Origin of the sequence: Streptomyces sp. NBC_00554, assembly GCF_041431135.1 — a bacterium.
GTDB lineage: Bacteria > Actinomycetota > Actinomycetes > Streptomycetales > Streptomycetaceae > Streptomyces.
In genome coordinates, this window is the sequence record NZ_CP107799.1 from 8,572,501 (window position 1) to 8,593,106 (window position 20,606).

At 66.1% G+C, this 20,606-nt stretch carries 15 protein-coding genes, 2 rRNA genes and 1 riboswitch (1 of these 18 running past the window's edge); of the genes, 14 read left to right on the forward strand and 3 right to left on the reverse strand.

Annotated elements, in window-relative coordinates:
• The 12 genes from OG266_RS37850 to OG266_RS37905 form a co-directional block, all read left to right on the forward strand.
• Window positions 1-3,030, forward strand: a 23S ribosomal RNA gene (locus tag OG266_RS37850); it begins 94 nt to the left of the window's first position.
• An 87-nt stretch (window positions 3,031-3,117) separates the two neighbouring features.
• Window positions 3,118-3,234, forward strand: a 5S ribosomal RNA gene (gene rrf / locus OG266_RS37855).
• 151 nt (window positions 3,235-3,385) lie between these two features.
• The gene (locus OG266_RS37860; RefSeq protein ID WP_266467953.1) at window positions 3,386-3,994 is read left to right on the forward strand and encodes a CDP-alcohol phosphatidyltransferase family protein; all 609 of its coding nucleotides are present in this window, start codon (window positions 3,386-3,388) and stop codon (window positions 3,992-3,994) included.
• 114 nt (window positions 3,995-4,108) lie between these two features.
• Complete coding sequence (locus OG266_RS37865) at window positions 4,109-6,604, forward strand: mannose-1-phosphate guanyltransferase (protein ID WP_266467956.1); 2,496 nt, start codon at window positions 4,109-4,111, stop codon at window positions 6,602-6,604.
• 98 nt (window positions 6,605-6,702) lie between these two features.
• Window positions 6,703-7,608, forward strand: coding sequence for a DUF881 domain-containing protein (locus tag OG266_RS37870; protein WP_371551240.1), 906 nt, complete (start codon window positions 6,703-6,705; stop codon window positions 7,606-7,608).
• Window positions 7,605-7,937: a small basic family protein gene (locus tag OG266_RS37875; RefSeq protein WP_003988855.1), complete on the forward strand. Its 333-nt coding sequence runs from the start codon at window positions 7,605-7,607 to the stop codon at window positions 7,935-7,937. Before OG266_RS37870 ends, OG266_RS37875 begins: the two co-directional genes overlap by 4 nt.
• 5 nt (window positions 7,938-7,942) lie before the next feature.
• Entirely contained in the window at window positions 7,943-8,800 is an 858-nt protein-coding gene (locus tag OG266_RS37880) for a DUF881 domain-containing protein (protein ID WP_371551248.1), read from the forward strand.
• A gap of 61 nt (window positions 8,801-8,861) precedes the next feature.
• Window positions 8,862-9,830 carry an FHA domain-containing protein gene (locus tag OG266_RS37885; RefSeq protein WP_266467964.1) on the forward strand — a complete coding sequence of 323 codons (969 nt, stop codon included), beginning with the start codon at window positions 8,862-8,864 and terminating at the stop codon, window positions 9,828-9,830.
• Window positions 9,831-9,872: 42 nt separating this feature from the next.
• Window positions 9,873-10,616, forward strand: coding sequence for a MerR family transcriptional regulator (locus OG266_RS37890; RefSeq protein ID WP_266467968.1), 744 nt, complete (start codon window positions 9,873-9,875; stop codon window positions 10,614-10,616).
• An 85-nt stretch (window positions 10,617-10,701) separates the two neighbouring features.
• Complete coding sequence (locus OG266_RS37895) at window positions 10,702-11,175, forward strand: bifunctional nuclease family protein (RefSeq protein ID WP_006123076.1); 474 nt, start codon at window positions 10,702-10,704, stop codon at window positions 11,173-11,175.
• A 218-nt stretch (window positions 11,176-11,393) separates the two neighbouring features.
• Window positions 11,394-12,032: a MerR family transcriptional regulator gene (locus OG266_RS37900; RefSeq protein WP_266467973.1), complete on the forward strand. Its 639-nt coding sequence runs from the start codon at window positions 11,394-11,396 to the stop codon at window positions 12,030-12,032.
• A gap of 90 nt (window positions 12,033-12,122) precedes the next feature.
• Window positions 12,123-13,493 (forward strand): DNA polymerase IV, encoded by a 1,371-nt coding sequence (locus OG266_RS37905; protein WP_371551250.1) that lies wholly within the window; start codon window positions 12,123-12,125, stop codon window positions 13,491-13,493.
• Window positions 13,494-13,583: 90 nt separating this feature from the next.
• On the opposite strand, the gene OG266_RS37910 is transcribed toward OG266_RS37905, so the two are convergent.
• On the reverse strand, window positions 13,584-13,955 hold the full coding sequence (locus OG266_RS37910; protein WP_266467979.1) for a PRC-barrel domain-containing protein: 372 nt from the start codon (window positions 13,953-13,955) through the stop codon (window positions 13,584-13,586).
• Between the two features lie 115 nt (window positions 13,956-14,070).
• Window positions 14,071-14,167: riboswitch (glycine riboswitch) on the forward strand.
• A gap of 183 nt (window positions 14,168-14,350) precedes the next feature.
• On the opposite strand from OG266_RS37910, the gene gcvP reads away from it, so the two are divergent.
• Complete coding sequence (gene gcvP, locus OG266_RS37915) at window positions 14,351-17,236, forward strand: aminomethyl-transferring glycine dehydrogenase (RefSeq protein ID WP_371551252.1); 2,886 nt, start codon at window positions 14,351-14,353, stop codon at window positions 17,234-17,236.
• Between the two features lie 135 nt (window positions 17,237-17,371).
• Here gcvP and OG266_RS37920 read toward each other — a convergent pair whose 3' ends face one another.
• Together OG266_RS37920 and OG266_RS37925 are read right to left on the reverse strand one after the other, a co-directional pair.
• Window positions 17,372-17,578 (reverse strand): DUF5999 family protein, encoded by a 207-nt coding sequence (locus OG266_RS37920; RefSeq protein WP_266467988.1) that lies wholly within the window; start codon window positions 17,576-17,578, stop codon window positions 17,372-17,374.
• A 360-nt stretch (window positions 17,579-17,938) separates the two neighbouring features.
• Window positions 17,939-18,523 carry a hypothetical protein gene (locus OG266_RS37925; RefSeq protein ID WP_266467992.1) on the reverse strand — a complete coding sequence of 195 codons (585 nt, stop codon included), beginning with the start codon at window positions 18,521-18,523 and terminating at the stop codon, window positions 17,939-17,941.
• Between the two features lie 544 nt (window positions 18,524-19,067).
• Here OG266_RS37925 and OG266_RS37930 point away from each other — a divergent pair.
• The gene (locus OG266_RS37930; protein WP_266467995.1) at window positions 19,068-20,585 is read left to right on the forward strand and encodes a glutamate-cysteine ligase family protein; all 1,518 of its coding nucleotides are present in this window, start codon (window positions 19,068-19,070) and stop codon (window positions 20,583-20,585) included.
• The last annotated feature ends 21 nt before the right edge of the window (window positions 20,586-20,606 follow it).

Sequence of the window (20,606 nt, forward strand, 5' to 3'; positions counted from 1 at the left end):
AGGCTTTGATCCGGGGGTTTCCGAATGGGGAAACCCGGCAGTCGTCATGGGCTGTCACCCATACCTGAACACATAGGGTATGTGGAGGGAACGCGGGGAAGTGAAACATCTCAGTACCCGCAGGAAGAGAAAACAACCGTGATTCCGGGAGTAGTGGCGAGCGAAACTGGATGAGGCTAAACCATATGCGTGTGAGACCCGGCAGGGGTTGCGTATATGGGGTTGTGGGATTTCTCTTTCACGGTCTGCCGATCGTGAGACGAGTCAGAAACCGTTGATGTAGGCGAAGGACATGCGAAAGGTCCGGCGTAGAGGGTAAGACCCCCGTAGTCGAAACGTCAACGGCTCGTTTGAGAAACACCCAAGTAGCACGGGGCCCGAGAAATCCCGTGTGAATCTGGCGGGACCACCCGCTAAGCCTAAATATTCCCTGGTGACCGATAGCGGATAGTACCGTGAGGGAATGGTGAAAAGTACCGCGGGAGCGGAGTGAAATAGTACCTGAAACCGTGTGCCTACAAGCCGTGGGAGCGTCGGAGTGCATGCTTGCATGCACTCTCGTGACTGCGTGCCTTTTGAAGAATGAGCCTGCGAGTTTGCGGTGTGTTGCGAGGTTAACCCGTGTGGGGAAGCCGTAGCGAAAGCGAGTCCGAATAGGGCGATTTAGTAGCGCGCTCAAGACCCGAAGCGGAGTGATCTAGCCATGGGCAGGTTGAAGCGGCTGTAAGAGGTCGTGGAGGACCGAACCCACCAGGGTTGAAAACCTGGGGGATGACCTGTGGTTAGGGGTGAAAGGCCAATCAAACTCCGTGATAGCTGGTTCTCCCCGAAATGCATTTAGGTGCAGCGTCGTGTGTTTCTTGCCGGAGGTAGAGCACTGGATAGGCGATGGGCCCTACCGGGTTACTGACCTTAGCCAAACTCCGAATGCCGGTAAGTGAGAGCACGGCAGTGAGACTGTGGGGGATAAGCTCCATGGTCGAGAGGGAAACAGCCCAGAGCATCGACTAAGGCCCCTAAGCGTACGCTAAGTGGGAAAGGATGTGGAGTCGCACAGACAACCAGGAGGTTGGCTTAGAAGCAGCCACCCTTGAAAGAGTGCGTAATAGCTCACTGGTCTAGTGATTCCGCGCCGACAATGTAGCGGGGCTCAAGCGTACCGCCGAAGTCGTGTCATTCCAGCACATACCCCCAACGGGGGCTGGGATGGGTAGGGGAGCGTCGTGTGCCGGGTGAAGCCGCAGCGGAAGCTAGTGGTGGACGGTTCACGAGTGAGAATGCAGGCATGAGTAGCGATACACACGTGAGAAACGTGTGCGCCGATTGACTAAGGGTTCCTGGGTCAAGCTGATCTGCCCAGGGTAAGTCGGGACCTAAGGCGAGGCCGACAGGCGTAGTCGATGGATAACCGGTTGATATTCCGGTACCCGCTGTGAAGCGTCAAACATTGAATCCAGTAATGCTAAGCCCGTGAAGCCGTCCTGATCTCTTCGGAGTTGAGGGAAGTGGTGGAGCCGGTGACCCGAGCTGGTAGTAGGTGAGTGATGGGGTGACGCAGGAAGGTAGTCCATCCCGGGCGGTGGTTGTCCCGGGGTAAGGGTGTAGGCCGTGTGATAGGTAAATCCGTCGCACATTAAGGCTGAGACCTGATGCCGAGCCGATTGTGGTGAAGTGGATGATCCTATGCTGTCGAGAAAAGCCTCTAGCGAGTTTCATGGCGGCCCGTACCCTAAACCGACTCAGGTGGTCAGGTAGAGAATACCGAGGCGTTCGGGTGAACTATGGTTAAGGAACTCGGCAAAATGCCCCCGTAACTTCGGGAGAAGGGGGCCATCACCGGTGATAGCACTTGCTGCTTGAGCTGGGGGTGGCCGCAGAGACCAGCGAGAAGCGACTGTTTACTAAAAACACAGGTCCGTGCGAAGCCGTAAGGCGATGTATACGGACTGACGCCTGCCCGGTGCTGGAACGTTAAGGGGACCGGTTAGTCACTCTTCGGGGTGGCGAAGCTGAGAACTTAAGCGCCAGTAAACGGCGGTGGTAACTATAACCATCCTAAGGTAGCGAAATTCCTTGTCGGGTAAGTTCCGACCTGCACGAATGGCGTAACGACTTCTCGACTGTCTCAACCATAGGCCCGGTGAAATTGCACTACGAGTAAAGATGCTCGTTTCGCGCAGCAGGACGGAAAGACCCCGGGACCTTTACTATAGTTTGATATTGGTGTTCGGTTCGGCTTGTGTAGGATAGCTGGGAGACTGTGAAGCTTGAGCGCCAGCTCAGGTGGAGTCGTCGTTGAAATACCAGTCTGGTCGTGCTGGATGTCTAACCTGGGTCCGTGATCCGGATCAGGGACAGTGTCTGATGGGTAGTTTAACTGGGGCGGTTGCCTCCTAAAGAGTAACGGAGGCGCCCAAAGGTTCCCTCAGCCTGGTTGGTAATCAGGTGTTGAGTGTAAGTGCACAAGGGAGCTTGACTGTGAGACCGACGGGTCGAGCAGGGACGAAAGTCGGGACTAGTGATCCGGCGGTGGCTTGTGGAAGCGCCGTCGCTCAACGGATAAAAGGTACCCCGGGGATAACAGGCTGATCTTCCCCAAGAGTCCATATCGACGGGATGGTTTGGCACCTCGATGTCGGCTCGTCGCATCCTGGGGCTGGAGTCGGTCCCAAGGGTTGGGCTGTTCGCCCATTAAAGCGGTACGCGAGCTGGGTTTAGAACGTCGTGAGACAGTTCGGTCCCTATCCGCTGCGCGCGCAGGAATATTGAGAAGGGCTGTCCCTAGTACGAGAGGACCGGGACGGACGAACCTCTGGTGTGCCAGTTGTCCTGCCAAGGGCATAGCTGGTTGGCTACGTTCGGGAGGGATAACCGCTGAAAGCATCTAAGCGGGAAGCCTGCTTCGAGATGAGTATTCCCACCCCCTTGAGGGGTTAAGGCTCCCAGTAGACGACTGGGTTGATAGGCCAGATGTGGAAGCCCAGTAATGGGCGAAGCTGACTGGTACTAATAGGCCGAGGGCTTGTCCTCAGTTGCTCGCGTCCACTGTGTTGGTTCTGAAACCACGAACAACCGTCGTAGCCATGCCACGGCTCCGGTTGACAAGTTTCACCGTGTTTCGGTGGTCATAGCGTGAGGGAAACGCCCGGTTACATTCCGAACCCGGAAGCTAAGCCTCACAGCGCCGATGGTACTGCAGGGGGGACCCTGTGGGAGAGTAGGACGCCGCCGAACTATCTTTAGAGCTCCGGCTCTTGGGCTAATCGCCCAAGAGCCGGAGCTTTTTTGTTTTCTGGTGACGCCTCCACCCCTCCGTACAACAGCGTCAGAGCTGCGGGTAAGGTCAGGGGGCATCATTGGCTCGTTTCCCACAGGAGGCCCCCGGGTGGAGGTCCAGGAGACTCGCGTCCAGACAGACCGGGTCCTCACCATCCCGAACATCCTCAGCATGGCGCGCCTCGTCGGTGTGCCCGTCTTCCTGTGGCTGATCCTCTGGCCTGAGTTCGGCGGCCCCAAGAGCGACGGATGGGCACTCCTGGTGCTCATGCTGAGCGGCATCAGTGACTATCTGGACGGGAAGCTGGCTCGCCGCTGGAACCAGATCAGCAGCCTTGGCCGGCTACTCGATCCCGCAGCCGACCGGCTCTACATTCTGTCCACTCTCGTGGGCCTCACCTGGCGTGAGATTCTCCCGCTGTGGTTGACCGCTGTCCTACTGGCGCGTGAACTGGTTCTGTTGGTGATGGTGGGCATCCTCAGACGCCACGGCTATCCGCCGCCGCAGGTGAACTTCCTGGGGAAGGCGGCCACCTTCAACTTGATGTACGCCTTCCCGTTGTTGCTGCTCAGCGACGCAAGTGGATGGATCGCGTCACTCGGTGCTATTTTCGGATGGGCGTTCGCCGGATGGGGTACAACGCTCTACTGGTGGGCAGGAGTCCTCTACGTGGTTCAGGTCCGCCGCCTTGTCAGGGTGGACGCCACAACCGATTGAGCTCGCCCATTGCGCGGCTGTAGTGGCTCGATGGCCCGCGGACGAAAAGTGCGGGACAATTTGGACGGGTGAAGTCGGCTAGACCGTCGTCTCTTCAAGGAGGACGCTTCCGACATGAAGGCCGTCGTGATGGCCGGAGGCGAAGGCACACGCCTTCGTCCCATGACCTCAAGCATGCCCAAGCCGCTCCTGCCCGTGGCCAATCGCCCGATCATGGAGCATGTGCTACGGCTGCTCAAAAGGCATGGGCTCAACGAGACCGTCGTAACTGTTCAGTTCTTGGCCTCTCTCGTCAAGAACTACTTCGGTGACGGCGAGGAGCTCGGCATGGAGCTCACCTATGCCAATGAGGAGAAGCCACTCGGTACTGCCGGGAGCGTCAAGAACGCCGAGGAGGCGTTGAAGGACGACACCTTCCTAGTGATCTCCGGTGATGCCCTGACCGACTTCGACCTCACCGACCTCATCAATTTCCACAAGGAAAAGGGCGCGCTGGTCACCGTCTGCTTGACGCGCGTACCGAATCCTCTTGAGTTCGGCATCACCATCGTGGATGAAGAGGGCAAGGTCGAGCGCTTCCTGGAGAAGCCGACCTGGGGCCAGGTGTTCTCGGACACGGTGAACACCGGTATCTACGTCATGGAACCCGAGGTCTTCGACTACGTCGAGGCCGATGTCTCCGTCGACTGGTCCGGCGATGTCTTCCCTCAGCTGATGAAAGAAGGCAAGCCTGTTTACGGCTATATCGCCGAGGGCTACTGGGAGGACGTCGGCACCCACGAGAGCTATGTGAAGGCGCAGGCCGATGTCCTGGAGGGCAAGGTCGACGTCGAAATCGACGGCTTCGAGATCTCGCCGGGCGTATGGGTCGCCGAGGGTGCCGAGGTGCACCCCGACGCTGTTCTGCGGGGACCGCTTTACATCGGCGACTACGCCAAGGTCGAGGCGGACGTCGAAATCCGCGAGCACACCGTCATCGGTTCCAACGTCGTCGTCAAGACAGGAGCCTTCCTTCACCGGGCCGTTGTGCACGACAACGTGTACATCGGTCAGCACAGCAATCTGCGTGGCTGCGTGATCGGAAAGAACACCGACATCATGCGGGCCGCGCGGATCGAGGACGGCGCCGTCATCGGTGACGAGTGCCTCGTCGGTGAAGAATCGATCATCCAGGGCAATGTCCGCGTCTACCCGTTCAAGACCATCGAGGCCGGCGCCTTCGTCAATACGTCGGTGATCTGGGAGTCGCGGGGCCAGGCGCATCTCTTCGGCGCCCGTGGAGTGTCCGGGATCCTGAATGTGGAGATCACCCCGGAACTCGCCGTGCGGCTCGCGGGAGCCTACGCGACGACGCTCAAAAAGGGCTCCACCGTCACGACGGCCCGTGATCACTCCCGAGGTGCTCGTGCGCTGAAGCGGGCGGTCATCTCGGCGCTGCAGGCCAGCGCCATCGACGTACGCGATCTGGAGAACGTACCGCTGCCGGTGGCCCGGCAGCAGACCGCCAGGGGAAGCGCCGGCGGGATCATGATCCGGACGACGCCCGGTGTGCCGGACTCCGTCGACATCATGTTCTTCGACGGGCAGGGTGCTGATCTGTCGCAGGCGAGTCAGCGGAAGCTCGACCGGGTGTTCGCGCGGCAGGAGTATCGGCGTGCGTTCCCCGGTGAGATCGGGGATCTGCACTTCCCGGCGAGTGTCTTCGACTCGTACACCGGGTCGTTGCTGAGGAATGTCGACACGACGGGTATCACCGAGTCCGGGCTCAAGGTCGTCGTGGACGCGTCGAACGGTAGCGCGGGGCTTGTGCTGCCCAGCTTGCTGGGCAAGCTCGGGGTCGACTCGCTTGTCATCAATCCCGGTCTGGACGAGTCCAGGCCGACCGAGACGGCGGATGCGCGGCGGTCCGGGCTTGTGCGGCTCGGTGAGATCGTGGCGTCCGCGCGGGCCGCGTTCGGGGTGCGTTTCGACCCGGTGGGTGAGCGGCTCTCGCTCGTGGACGAGAAGGGGCGGATCGTCGAGGACGACCGGGCTCTGCTCGTGATGCTCGACCTGGTGGCCGCGGAGCGGCGCAGTGGGCGGGTGGCGCTGCCGGTGACCACCACCCGGATCGCGGAGCAGGTAGCGGCGTATCACGGGACACAGGTGGACTGGACGACGACGTCTCCGGACGATCTGACGAGAGTCGGGCGGGACGAGTCGACGATCTTCGGCGGTGACGGCCGCGGTGGCTTCATCATTCCGGAGTTCAGCAGCGTCTTCGACGGCGCGGCGGCGTTCGTACGACTGATCGGGCTGGTGGCGCGGACGCAGCTCACGCTCAGCCAGATCGATGCGCGGATTCCGCGGGCGCATGTGCTCAAGCGGGATCTCGCGACTCCCTGGGCTGTGAAGGGACTTGTCATGCGCCGGGTCGTGGAGGAGGCCGGTGATCGCTTTGTCGACACGACCGACGGTGTACGGGTGGTGGAGACAGACGGGCGCTGGGTGATGGTGCTTCCGGATCCCGCCGAGGCGGTTACGCATCTGTGGGCCGAAGGTCCTGACGATGCCTCCGCGGAGGCCCTGCTCGACGAGTGGTCGGCGGTCGTGGACAGCGCCGGTCGCTGAAACACCTAGCACGCGCGCGTGTCGGACAAGTGCCCCCAAGGGGGCCTGTCCGGCACGCCGGTGGGGCCATTCGGAGGTAGCGCCCGCGACGTGCGACGATGTGCGGCATGCCGCAGCAGCCCCCCGTTCGGAGCAGTCCTACGCGCCCGTCGCGCCCGGACGCCTCCATGTCGCTGCTCACCAATGTCATGGACCACAGCCTCGACGACGGTTACGCCGAGGCGGCTGCCCGGAAGCAGGCCGAGGGCGCTGGCGGAATGCCGAAGACGGTACGGGCCAAGCTCGGTCTGGCGGCCGGCCTCGTCCTGGCGGCCCTGGTGGTGACCCTGGGAGCGGCGAACGCACGGATCTCGGCGCCTGTCATCGCCAAGGAGCGCCAGGAACTCATCGACCGTATCGAGCGCGAGACCTCGGCCGCGGACAAGCTCGAAGACAATGTCGATACTTTGCGCGCCGATGTGAGCGCGCGGCAGCGTGCAGCGCTGAAGTCGGACGGGGGCGGCGAGCAGGCCGATCTGGTGGGCATTCTGTCGGGCGCCACCGCGGTGCACGGCCCCGGCGTGAAGCTCGTCGTGGACGACGCCAAGGAAGCCAGCCAGGACGGCGACGGTGACCCGCGGGAGACCTCCGGGTTCTCCGACACCGGACGTGTGCGTGACCGTGACATGCAGCGGGTCGTCAACGGGCTGTGGGAGTCGGGTGCCGAGGCCATCTCGATCAACGGTCAGCGGCTGACGGCCCTGTCGGCGATCCGGGCAGCGGGTGACGCGATACTGGTCGACAACAAGCCGCTGGTGCCGCCGTACACGGTGCTCGCGGTGGGAGACGGTCAGCGGCTCAGCACCCGGTTCCAGAACAGTGCCGACGGGCTGTATCTGCATGCCCTGCAGGAGAACTACGGGATCCGGACCAGCATTTCCGTCCAGGACGACGTCCGGTTGGCCGCCGCACCGAGTGTGATCGTACGTACAGCACAGCCGAGCACAGAGAAGGGCACATCGTGATCGCCGTACTGGGCCTCGTCGTGGGAGTCGTGGCTGGATTGTTGGTCCGGCCCGAGGTTCCGGCAGTCGTCGAGCCTTATCTCCCGATCGCCGTGGTGGCGGCGCTCGACGCCGTGTTCGGAGGCCTGCGCGCGATGCTCGACGGCATCTTCGACGACAAGGTCTTCGTGGTGTCGTTCCTGTCGAACGTGGTCGTGGCCGCGCTGATCGTCTTCCTGGGCGACAAGTTGGGTGTGGGCGCCCAGCTCTCCACCGGCGTCGTGGTCGTCCTCGGCATCCGTATCTTCTCCAATGCCGCGGCGATCCGCCGGCACGTGTTCCGGGCGTGAGGCCGATGAGCAACGACGACGAGGCATCGACGGCCTCCGGGACTCCGGAGAATCGTCTGCGCAAGGAACTTCCCGAAGAGATCCGGGCCACGGCTCCCGCGCCAAAGGTGCCGGAGGAGAAGGAAGCGGGCGGCGAGCCGACGCTGACCGGCCGTCAGCGACTGGTGAAGGGGCTGTGGCCGCCGCGCGTGTCGCGCGCGCAACTCATCGTCGCCCTGCTGCTGTTCGGCCTCGGTTTCGGTCTGGCCGTCCAGGTGGCGTCCAACAGCGACAGTGGTAGTGCCCTGCGCGGCGCACGTCAGGAAGATCTCGTACGCATCCTCGATGAACTGGACAGCCGTACACAGCGTCTTGAGGACGAGAAGCAGGGTCTCGAGGATCAGCGCACCGAGTTGGAGAACAGTTCGGACCAGGCCGAGGAGGCTCGCAAGCAGACCGTCGAGAGGGAGAAGCAACTCGGCATTCTGGCGGGCACGGTGGCCGCGCAGGGCCCCGGCATCACTCTGACGATCAACGACAGCAAAGGGACGGTCGAGGCGGACATGCTGCTCGACGCGATCCAGGAGTTGCGTGCGGCAGGTGCGGAGGCGATCCAGGTGAACGGTGTACGGGTCGTCGCAAGCACCTATCTGACGGATTCCGACAAGGGGGTGAACGTGGACGGGAACAAGATCACCCAGCCCTACCGTTTCAAGGTCATCGGCAAGTCGCAGGACCTGGAGCCGGCGCTCAACATCCCCGGAGGCGTGGTGCAGACACTGGAGAAGGAGCAGGCCACCGTCACGGTGGAGCCCTCGACGAAGATCGTGGTGGACGCCTTGCGACCGGCGAAGCAGCCTGACTACGCTCGGTCGTCCCAGTGAGGCGGGGCCGCATGAGGGGCACCCGGCCAGGGCATGAGGTTGCGGGGGGTCGGCGCACCGAATGGGTGGTGCGTGGTGGAAACTGTCAGGTGGATACGGACGTTGTGAGGGTGTCCGGCTCGACCGGTGTGTTCAGTCAGGGTTCGTCCTGCCCCACGGGCGGGTCTATTTCGGTCAAGGGGAATCGCCCGTGAAGTTGTTTGGGAAGTTGTTCGGCAAGAGCGCACGAGGAGAGGGCGGCGACAACGCCACTGCCCGCCATCGTGCACCACGCCATGGAGACGCGGAGGACCAGGGGGGCGAGCGCCCGCTGTTCCGGGACCAGGTCGGTGGTGACATTTCCGGTGGTCAGGGCGCGCCGTCTGTTGACCCTGCCCAGTCCGGCCGCATAGGTTTCGGGGACCCGTCAGCCTCAAGTACGGGTGGAGGGTTTCCCTCCGACCCGTACGCGTCCCATGCCCCTGGAGGGCAGCCGCGGCAGGAGGATCCGTCGATGTCGGCCCTGGTGTGTACGAGGTGCGGTAACCGCAACGCGGAAAACAGCCGTTTCTGCTCCAACTGCGGTGCTCCGCTGCGGAGCGGGGTGACCCCGGAGCGTCCGTCCGAGACGACGTCCACGATCTCCATTTCGGGCCTCGAGGCCTACGACGCCGAGGTGACGGGCCAGACGCTCTCGCCGGCGCTCTCCCCGGAGGCGCAGGCGGCCGTCGACGCGCTGCCGCTCGGCTCGGCGCTCCTGGTGGTGCGCCGCGGCCCGAACTCGGGCAGCCGCTTCCTGCTGGACGGCGAGCTGACCACGGCCGGGCGTCATCCGCAGAGCGACATCTTTCTGGACGACGTGACCGTGTCACGCCGCCACGTGGAGTTCCGCCGCGTCGGTGACGGCTCATTCACCGTGGCAGACGTGGGCAGCCTCAACGGCACATACGTCAACAGGGAGCGGATCGACTCGGTCGCCCTCTCGAACGGCGACGAGGTGCAGATCGGCAAGTACCGGCTGGTCTTCTACGCGAGCCAGCGGGGCATCTGACCCTCCCCCGGGCTGCGTCCGGGGGGACCCCCAGGAAGGTCCATGCTTCAAACACCGAGCGGCGGTGCCGACACCGGTACCGCCGCCGTGGACAGTGGGCTGATGAGCATCGGCACGGTGCTCAACGTACTGCGCGACGAGTTCCCCGAAGTCACGATCTCCAAGATCAGGTTTCTGGAGTCGGAGGGGCTCATCGAGCCGCAGCGGACCCCCTCGGGGTATCGCAAGTTCAGCGCCAACGACGTCGAGCGCCTCGGCCATGTGCTGAGGATGCAGCGGGACCACTATCTGCCCCTGAAGGTCATCCGTGAGTACCTGGACGCCCTGGAGCGTGGTGAGCCGGTCCGGCTGCCGTCCGTGGGGCGTCAGCGCGATTCCGGCGAGGGGGAGCTGTTCGGCGGGCCCGAAGCGCCCACGGCCGCCCGGGTGGGCCGTGCCGAGCTGCTGGCCGCCGCCGAGATCGGTGATCAGGAACTCGAGGAGTGGGAGTCGTACGGGCTCATCGCGCCGCTGTCGGACGGGGCGTACGACGCCGAGGCGGTGACCGTCGCCGCGCTCGTCGTCGAGCTGGGGCGGTTCGGGATCGAGCCGCGCCATCTGCGTGCGATGAAGGCCGCGGCCGAGCGTGACGCCGGGCTGGTCGACCAGGTGGTGGCCCCGCTGCGGCGGCACCGCAATCCGCAGACAAGGGCGCACGCCGAGGCGCGTACGAAGGAGCTGGCGGGGCTCACGGTGAAGCTGCACGCCGCGCTAGTGCAGACCGCGCTCGGCGTGCGTCTGCCCTGACTCCGGGCGCTCGGCGGGCGTCGGATCGCCCACCTGTTCCGTGCCCGACTACCCAAACGTCCCGGGCACGGCCTAGGGTTGCTGTGTGAACGAGCTCGATGTCGTAGGTGTCCGGGTCGAAATGCCCTCCAACCAACCGATCGTGCTTCTGCGTGAAGTGGGAGGCGATCGCTACCTCCCCATCTGGATCGGACCGGGGGAGGCGACCGCGATCGCCTTCGCCCAGCAGGGCATGGCCCCGGCGCGCCCGTTGACCCACGACCTGTTCAAGGACGTGCTGGAAGCCGTCGGCCAGGAGCTCACCGAAGTGCGCATCACGGACCTGCGTGAGGGCGTGTTCTACGCCGAGTTGGTGTTCGCCAGCGGGGTCGAGGTGAGTGCCCGGCCCTCTGACGCCATAGCGCTGGCCCTGCGTACCGGGACGCCGATCTACGGCAGTGACGGCGTGCTCGACGACGCCGGTATCGCGATCCCGGACGAGCAGGAGGACGAAGTGGAGAAGTTCCGCGAGTTCCTCGACCAGATCTCGCCCGAGGACTTCGGCACCAACAGCCAGTGATGGCGCGGCGCCTCGGAGGGCTCCGAGCGGCAATTGCCAGCGGCCAGTGTGGTGTGCCGCGGCCCGCTCAGAGAGCATTCGGCTAGCCTTTCCCCGCGGTGGGGTGCGGGAAACCACTCCTAGGGTGATTATCACTCGGCGTGCCGAGTGTGGCGATCGTTGACGCACCCCTGGTGACTGCCTACCGTCGAGAAGGCAGGTCAAGGACGGAGGTCGGCGTGAGAAGCAGCGGCGACGGTACGGCTGGGGGTGCCCCCGGACGCGGTCTGGGGGAGAGCGGCCCGTACCCGCTTCATGGCAGCGCGGCGGCCGATCACAGTCCGCGGCGGCCGACGGCAGTGCCGGGTGAGGGAGGAGCGGTTTCCGAGGAGATCGGCTACCGCGGTCCCACGGCGTGCGCTGCCGCGGGCATCACCTATCGGCAACTGGATTACTGGGCGAGGACCGGGCTGGTCGAGCCGAGCGTGCGGCCCGCTTACGGGTCGGGGACGCAGCGGCTGTACAGCTTCCGGGACGTGGTCGTCCTGAAGATCGTCAAGCGGTTCCTGGACACCGGGGTGTCGCTGCAGAACATCCGCACCACGGTCCAGCACCTCAGGGAGCGCGGCTTCCGGGATCTGGAGCGGATGACGCTGATGAGCGACGGGGCCACGGTCTACGAGTGCACGTCCCCGGACGAGGTCCACGCGCTGCTCCAGGGCGGCCAGGGGGTCTTCGGGATCGCCGTGGGCGTGGTGTGGCGGGACGTCGAGAGCGCGCTCTCGCAGCTGCACGGCGAGCGCGTGGACACCGGCGAGACGCTCCTCGGGAACAACCCCGCGGACGAGCTGGCGAGACGGCGCAATCGCGCGGTCTGACGAGCGGAACCGAACGGAACCGAGCGGAACCGACTGATGGTGCCCCGGCTTGCCGGGGCATTGTCAGTGGCGTAGGGCAGCATCGGAGATGTGAGAACCGCGCCCACGATCCTGCATCTCGACATGGATGCCTTCTTCGCCTCGGCGGAGCAGGCGGCCAAGCCGAGCCTGCGCGGGAAAGCGGTCGTCGTGGGCGGGCTCGGACCGCGTGGAGTCGTCGCCACCTGCTCGTACGAGGCACGGGTCTTCGGGGTGCACTCGGCGATGCCCATGGCCCAGGCGCGCCGGCTCGCACCGAACGCCGCGTATCTCGTGCCGCGCTTCGGGATCTACCGGGAGGTCAGCGAGCAGGTGATGCGGCTACTGAGGGCTCTGTCGCCGCTGGTGGAGCCGCTGAGCCTGGATGAGGCGTTCGTCGATCTGGAGGCCGAGGGAGCGGCCTGGGACGAGGCATCGGCACGACTGACCGGGGCGAAGCTGCGTGCGGACATCCGGGCCGTCACGGGGCTCACGGGGTCGGTGGGGCTCGCCGCGTCCAAGATGCTCGCGAAGATCGCCTCGGAGCAGGCCAAGCCCGACGGTCTGGTGCTGATAGAGCCGGGGACCGAGCGCGCCTTGCTGGGGCCCATGTCGGTGCGGACGCTGCCGGGTGTGGGGCCCGCGACCGGGGACCATCTGCGGCGGGCCGGGATCACCACCGTCGAGGAGCTTGCCGAGGCGGGCGAGGACGAGCTCGTACGGCTGGTGGGGAAGGCGCACGGGCACTCGTTGTACGCGATGGCGCTGGCCCACGACGACCGGCCCGTGGTGGCCGAGCGGGAGACCAAGTCGGTGTCCGTCGAGGACACGTACGACGTGGACATCCATGACCGGGTGCGGGTCGGACTGGAGGTGCAGCGGCTCGCCGACCGGTGTGTGCAGCGGTTGCGGGGAGCCGGGCTGTCAGGGCGGACCATCGTGCTCAAGGTGCGGAAGTACGACTTCTCGACGCTGACGCGGTCCGAGACGCTGCGGGGGCCCACGGACGACCCCGCGGTGGTGCGGGAGGCGGCCGCGCGGCTCCTGGAGGTGGTGGACACGACCGGTGGGGTACGGCTGCTCGGGGTGGGCGTCTCCGGGCTGGCCGACTACACGCAGGAGGACCTGTTCGCGCAGGCCCAGGCCGCCGCGGGAGAGCTTGCGGCTCAGGAGCATGCCGAGGAGGAGTCGCCGGAGGACGGCGCTGTCGAGCCGGTGCCGCCCGCCGAGCGGCGGTGGCCCGCGGGGCACGATGTGCGGCATGCCGAGTTCGGGCACGGGTGGGTGCAGGGGAGCGGGCTCGGGAGGGTGACCGTTCGGTTCGAGACTCCGTACTCCGAGCCCGGGCGGGTACGTACGTTCCGGACCGACGATCCGGAGCTGGAGCCGGCGGATCCGTTGCCGTTGGTGGTCGATACCGTCGGCCGCCGCCATGACGGCTGAGCCCGGTTGGGCGCTGCGGGCTGTCAGTGGCTGGTCGCGCAGTTCCCCGCGCCCCTAAAGGGGCGCGTCACCCGGGCCCGAGTTGGTCTGTCAGGCCTCGTCCGTGCCCGCAAGGCGGCCGAAGTCGCGGTCCGGTGGAGGCGGAGGGGAGGCCACGTCGAGTCCGTAGTGGTGGTAGAGCTGGAGTTCCTGTTCGGGGGAGAGGTGGCGGCCGACGCCGAAGTCGGGGGCGTCCTTGATCAGTGCCCGTTCGAAGGGGATGCGCAGAGTGCCTTCGATGAGTTCGCTGGGCTCCAGGGGTACGAAGGCATCCCTGCTGAACAGGCCCGTTCGTATGGCCGCCCACTCCGGGACCCCGGTCGCGTCGTCGAGGTAGACCTCGTCGATCGTGCCGATCTTGGCGCCGTTGCGGTCGAATGCCTTGCGGCCGATCAGGTTGCGCGGATCGATGTCGGTCTGCACGGTGCCCTCCATTTGGTCGCAACTCATCCGTAAGCACTACAAAAGAGCAGATTCAGGAAGGTGGCCACTCGAAGGCCCGGGCGTTGCCCTCGCTGGTACGCTGGCAAGCGGCTGCTGACCCCGCGCGGGAGAGTCCTCCAGACACCATCGGAGGACGCCGAAGGAGCAAATCCTCCCCGGAATCTCTCAGGCCCACGTACCGCACGGACGAGGTCACTCTGGAAAGCAGAGCGGGTGCCGATGATGGCTCCCGCTCTCACCGACGGTGAAAGTCGGGTCGCAGTGGGCGGGCGGTCCGGTGAAGCTCTCAGGTTGAGATGACAGAGGGGGAGGCCGTCGGGGTACCCGTGCCGGGGTGCCCCTCGAAGGTCGCGTCTGACCAGGAGGCCTCCGCCATGACCGCCCCTCGCATTCCGCTCTCCGAGCTCGAACAGGGAATCCCCTTCGAGCAGCGCCATATCGGGCCCGACACCGAGGCACGGGCCAAGATGCTCGCGCAGGTCGGATACGGCTCGCTCGACGAGCTCACGGCCACCGCGGTACCGGACGTGATCAAGAACGCCGAGGCGCTGGAGCTGCCGGGCGCGCGTACCGAGGCCGAGGTACTGGCCGAACTGCGTTCCCTCGCGGACCGCAACCAGGTGCTCGACTCGATGATCGGGCTCGGCTACTACGGGACCTTCACTCCGCCGGTGATCCTGCGGAACGTCATGGAGAGCCCGGCCTGGTACACGGCGTACACGCCTTACCAGCCGGAGATCTCGCAGGGCCGGCTCGAGGCGCTGCTGAACTTCCAGACCGTCGTCGCCGAGCTGACCGGCCTGCCGACCTCCGGTGCCTCGCTGCTCGACGAGAGCACCGCGGCCGCCGAGGCGATGGCGCTGTCCCGGCGCATGGGCAAGAACAAGAAGGGTCTCTTCCTGGTCGACGCGGACGCGCTGCCGCAGACCGTCGCCGTCATCCAGACCCGCGCGGAGCCGACCGGTGTCGAGGTCGTCGTCGCCGACCTGAGCGAGGGCATTCCCGCCGAGATCGCCGGGCGTGAGATCAACGGCGTGCTGATCCAGTACCCGGGCGCCTCCGGTGCCGTACGCGACATCAAGCCGCTGATCGAGCAGGCGCACGAGCTGGGTGCGGTCGTCACCGTCGCCGCCGATCTGCTCGCCCTGACCCTCCTGACCTCGCCGGGCGAGCTGGACGCGGACATCGCGGTCGGTACGACGCAGCGGTTCGGGGTGCCGATGGCCTTCGGCGGGCCGCACGCCGGGTACATGGCGGTGCGCGAGAAGTTCGCGCGCAGCCTTCCGGGGCGGCTCGTGGGTGTGTCCGTCGACGCGGACGGGCACAAGGCGTACCGCCTCGCCCTGCAGACGCGGGAGCAGCACATCCGCCGTGAGAAGGCGACGAGCAACATCTGTACGGCTCAGGTGCTGCTCGCCGTGATGGCCGGTATGTATGCCGTCTACCACGGTCCCGAGGGGCTGAAGACGATCGCTCGGCGTACGCACCGGTACGCGACGATCCTCGCCGAGGGTCTGAAGGCCGGCGGAGTAGAGGTCGTACACGGCGCCTACTTCGACACGCTGACCGTACGCGTCCAGGGCCGGGCCGCCGAGATCGTGGCGGGCGCGCGTGACCGGGGGGTCAACCTGCACCTCGTCGACGCCGACCGGGTGTCGATCTCCTGCGACGAGACCACCACGCGCAGGCAACTGGCCGCCGTGTGGGCCGCGTTCGGTGTCGAGGGTGATGTCGAGGCGCTGGACTCGACCGCCGAGGACACTCTTCCGGCAGCGCTGCTGCGCTCCGACGAGTACCTCGCGCACCCGGTGTTCCACCAGTACCGCTCCGAGACGGCGATGCTGCGCTACCTGCGCAAGCTGTCCGACCGTGACTACGCGCTCGACCGCGGCATGATCCCGCTGGGCTCCTGCACGATGAAGCTCAACGCGACGACGGAGATGGAGCCGGTCACCTGGCCCGAGTTCGGACAGCTGCACCCCTTCGCGCCCGCCGAGCAGGCGCAGGGCTACCTCACGCTCATCCGTGAGCTGGAGGAGCAACTCGCCGAGGTCACCGGGTACGACAAGGTGTCGCTGCAGCCCAACGCCGGGTCGCAGGGTGAGCTGGCCGGCCTGCTCGCCGTACGCGGATACCACCGCGCGAACGGTGACGAGCAGCGCACCGTGTGTCTGATCCCGTCCTCCGCGCACGGCACGAACGCGGCGAGCGCCGTGATGGCCGGCATGAAGGTCGTCGTCGTGAAGACGGCGGACGACGGCGAGATCGACGTCGAGGATCTGCGCGCCAAGATCGAGCAGCACCGCGACGAGCTGTCCGTGCTGATGATCACGTACCCCTCGACGCATGGCGTCTTCGAGGAGCACGTCGCCGACATCTGTGCGCAGGTCCACGAGGCGGGTGGCCAGGTGTACGTGGACGGTGCCAACCTCAACGCCCTGGTGGGGCTTGCCAAGCCGGGGCACTTCGGCGGCGACGTCTCGCACCTCAACCTGCACAAGACGTTCTGCATCCCGCACGGCGGCGGCGGTCCGGGCGTCGGGCCGGTCGGTGTGCGCGCGCACCTGGCGCCGTACCTGCCGAACCACCCGTTGCAGCCGGCGGCCGGTCCCGAGACGGGTGTCGGTCCGATCTCGGCCGCTCCGTGGGGCTCCGCCGGGATTCTGCCGATCTCGTGGGCGTACGTCCGGCTCATGGGAGGCGAGGGGCTGAAGCGCGCCACGCAGGTGGCCGTGCTTTCCGCGAACTACATCGCCAAGCGCCTCGAGCCGCATTTCCCGGTGCTCTACACCGGTCCCGGCGGGCTCGTCGCGCACGAGTGCATCATCGACCTGCGGCCGCTGACCAAGGCGACCGGCGTGAGTGTCGACGACATCGCCAAGCGGCTGATCGACTACGGGTTCCACGCGCCGACGATGTCGTTCCCGGTGGCCGGCACGCTGATGATCGAGCCGACCGAGTCCGAGGACCTGGTGGAACTCGACCGGTTCTGCGAGGCGATGATCGCCATCCGCGGGGAGATCGAGAAGGTCGGCTCGGGCGAGTGGGCGGCGGACGGCAATCCGCTGCGCAACGCTCCGCACACCGCTGCCTCGCTCGGCGGGGAGTGGGAGCACGCCTACAGCCGTGAGGAGGCCGTCTTCCCGGCCGGTGTCTCGGTCGCGGACAAGTACTGGCCGCCGGTGCGCCGCATCGACCAGGCGTACGGCGACCGGAACCTGGTCTGCTCCTGCCCGCCGCTGGATGCCTACGAGGACTGATCAGCGTTCAGGACTTGGACGCTTACGGGGAGTAACCACCCTCGGATACGCGTCGGGGCCGGTTCGGAGAGTGCGTCTCCGGGCCGGCCCCTCTTATGTCTGGGCGGCCTTGCGGGCGCCACCCGGTCGTGCGGTTCAGGCCGCCGTCATCACGTGCTCGCTGCCCTTCGGGCGGTGCGGGGCGATGATCTGGCCGTCAGGCAGGAGCTCACCGGTGTCCTCGAAGAGCAGAACGCCGTTGCACAGGAGGCTCCATCCCTGCTCAGGGTGGTGCGCCGCGAGGCGGGCGGACTCCCGGTCGGCGGATTCGGCTGGCGGACACGGCGGCTTGTGCTGGCACATGGATGGGATCTTTCGCTGGGTTGAGATGTGAGTGTTGGCTGTGGTGTCTGTCCCGCGGCTCGATGTGGTCATGGCCGCCCCCCGTTGATGTGTTGTATGGAACCCAGTGTTGCCCCACGGGCGTCAATCCGCAGGGATTTCGCGGCAGCACTTCTCACAGGTTGATGACGCATCACCCGTGCGGACGGTTCATTCCAACTGCGTTGTCTCTTCGGGTGGTTCGCGGTGGCCGAATGGGGCTAGTCAGGTCGGGCGCAGGGCGCGATTTCCCTCGTACGAGCGCATTGGGGCCCGAACGAGCGAAGTGCCCCGCGCCGGCAGAGCGGCGGCGGGGCACGGACGCTGGTGCGGGTAGCTGTGCTACGCGGGTGAGCTGAGCAGCGGGGCGGGAGTGAGCCGGTGGGTGAGGACCGGCAGCAGTTCGGCGACGCGGTGCGGGCGGTGTGCGGCGATGCCGGGCGGGGCGGGCGCCAGCGGGACCAGGATGTCGGTGGCGGCAGGGTGGCCGGTGGCGCCGTCCGCGGTGACGTCGCCGTGCAGCCAGAGCGTGAGCATGTACAGCTCGGGCACGGACAGCAGGCGGGCCTGGTACGACTGCTTCATGCTCTCGGCCTGGCGCAGCGCGCGTTCGGTGGCGGTGATGTACGGGCCCTCGAAGAAGCGGGAGAAGGCCCAGCCGTCTGGGGTCAGCATGGTGTCGGCCGCGGCGACGGCGCGGTCGCCGCAGCGGATCAGGAAGCGCCACCCGGCGAGCCGGGTGGCGGACCCTCCCGCGGGGGCGATCCGGTCCAGGACGTGCACGGGAAGCGGGAGTTCGGGTGTGACGGGTCCCTGTGCCATGCGTAGGGACGGAGTACGCGCCTCGCGGACGGCGGTGGGGGAACCGAGTGCCGTGAGGACGGAGCGCAGGGCGGGCGCGGGAGCCGGGGGTACGTGCAGCGGCATGGTGGGTCGCCTCTCATTCGACAGGCACGGTGGCGCGAGGGCGTGGGCGGACGGCGCTGTCAGCTCTCGGGGTCAAAGGGGCGAGGGATCTGGATCTGCCGACACATGTGTCGCCTGCCTGTGTCACCTGGACGGCAGGACCCTGGGACCGCGAGCGCCAACTCTCTGCCTCGTTCGCGGAGTTTATACGAGACGTGTTCTCACGGTGTTTCGTCTAGCCGCCTCGAATATGAAGAGCAAGGCACTATTCGGTCGGCGAAACGAGAGGTTTATGCTGGTTCTGTGCGGAAGCGCCGCGATGACCTCGGAATGCTTCGCCGGAGCGGTCGGCCGATTCTCGTCGGCGTTTTTCACGAGATCGTTCCCGAGTGAAACTGCGCACTGCTCCATGCCTGGTGAATGTGCCTGGGGGCACTCGGTTCAGAGTAGCGGGCGGCAGGTGTCCGCAGGACGTTATCGATCGTGTTGCCTGGGCATCATCCCCCGTGACCAGGGACGCCAGGGGCCGGGGTATCGGCCTGCCCATCCGAGGAGGGACGCTTCGATGGGAGAGAAGGTCGTGGGAGGGCCGTTCGCCCTGTCCGATCGCCAGCACTACCGCGGCAAGCTCCGGCAGTGTCTGACGGGGCTGGCGCGGCTGCTGGAGGAGGAGCGGTTCGACCGCCCGAAGAATCTCATGGGCCTGGAGATCGAGCTGAATCTCGCAGGGACCGACGGAACCCCGAGAATGATGAATGCGCAAGTACTTGAAAGGATTGCGAGCCGCGATTTCCAAACAGAACTCGCCATGTTCAACCTGGAAATCAACATAGCCCCACACCGATTGGGCGGGCGGGTATTCGACAGGCTCGCCGAGGAGCTGCGGACCTCCCTCGCGTACGCCCATCGGAAAGCGAAGGAAGTCGACGCCGGAATCGTGATGATCGGGATTCTGCCGACGCTCGAACAGAGCGATCTGGTCTCCTCGAACCTGTCGGACGTCGATCGCTACACCTTGCTCAACGACCAGATAGTCGCAGCCCGCGGCGAGGATTTCGCGCTCGACATCGACGGTGTGGAGCGACTCACTTGTACGTCGAAGTCCATCGCGCCCGAAGCCGCCTGCACCTCCGTGCAGTTGCACCTCCAGGTCACCCCGGGTCGGTTCGCCGACGTGTGGAACGCCGCGCAGGCGGTCGCCGCGGCCCAGGTCGCGGTGGGCGCCAACTCGCCCTTCCTCTTCGGCCACGAGCTGTGGAGCGAATCCCGGCCCCCGCTGTTCCAGCAGTCCACCGACACCAGGCCGCCCGAGTTGCAGGCGCAGGGGGTACGGCCGCGCACCTGGTTCGGGGAACAGTGGATCTCGTCCGCGTACGACCTCTTCGAGGAGAACCTGCGCTTCTTCCCGCCCCTCCTGCCCATCTGCGACGAGGAGGACCCGCTGGGTGTCCTCGACGCCGGAGGCATTCCCAAGCTCGCCGAACTCGTGCTGCACAACGGCACGGTGTACCGCTGGAACCGGCCCGTGTACGGGGTCGCCGACGGGGTCCCCCATCTGCGTGTCGAGAACCGGGTGCTGCCCGCAGGGCCCACCGTCACCGACGTCATCGCCAACGCGGCCTTCTACTACGGGCTCGTCCGCGCGCTCGCGGAAGAGGCGCGGCCCGTGTGGGCGCGGTTGCCTTTCGCGTCCGCCGCCGCCAACTTCGACGCCGCGTGCCGCCATGGCATCGACGCGCGCCTTGAGTGGCCCAGGCGTGGCCGGTACGGCGGGACGCACGAGGTGGAGGCCGTGGCGCTCGTGCGGGACGAGCTGCTGCCGCTCGCCGCGGCGGGGCTTGACGCGTGGGGGGTCGAGCCCGCCGACCGGGACCTCTATCTCGGCGTGATCGAGGAGCGGTGCCGGCTGCGCGTCAATGGGGCGAGCTGGCAGGCGGCGACCTTCCACCGGGCGCTGGAGAAGGGGCTCGGGCGGGATGACGCGCTGGCCGCGACCACACGGCGCTACGGCGAGTTGATGCATCTCGGGGAGCCCGTGCACACCTGGCCGGTGGGGCTGCCGGAGCCGGTTTCCTTGAGGTGAGAGGCGAGAGGTGAGACGTGG

Coding starts and splice junctions, on each gene's coding strand:
- OG266_RS37865 (WP_266467956.1), top strand. CDS start 4,109: ATGAAGGCCGTCGTGATGGCCGGAGGCGAAGGCACACGCCTTCGTCCC.
- OG266_RS37870 (WP_371551240.1), top strand. CDS start 6,703: ATGTGCGGCATGCCGCAGCAGCCCCCCGTTCGGAGCAGTCCTACGCGC.
- OG266_RS37880 (WP_371551248.1), top strand. CDS start 7,943: ATGAGCAACGACGACGAGGCATCGACGGCCTCCGGGACTCCGGAGAAT.
- OG266_RS37885 (WP_266467964.1), top strand. CDS start 8,862: ATGGGTGGTGCGTGGTGGAAACTGTCAGGTGGATACGGACGTTGTGAG.
- OG266_RS37890 (WP_266467968.1), top strand. CDS start 9,873: ATGCTTCAAACACCGAGCGGCGGTGCCGACACCGGTACCGCCGCCGTG.
- gcvP (WP_371551252.1), top strand. CDS start 14,351: ATGACCGCCCCTCGCATTCCGCTCTCCGAGCTCGAACAGGGAATCCCC.
- OG266_RS37920 (WP_266467988.1), bottom strand. CDS start 17,578: ATGTGCCAGCACAAGCCGCCGTGTCCGCCAGCCGAATCCGCCGACCGG.
- OG266_RS37925 (WP_266467992.1), bottom strand. CDS start 18,523: ATGCCGCTGCACGTACCCCCGGCTCCCGCGCCCGCCCTGCGCTCCGTC.
- OG266_RS37930 (WP_266467995.1), top strand. CDS start 19,068: ATGGGAGAGAAGGTCGTGGGAGGGCCGTTCGCCCTGTCCGATCGCCAG.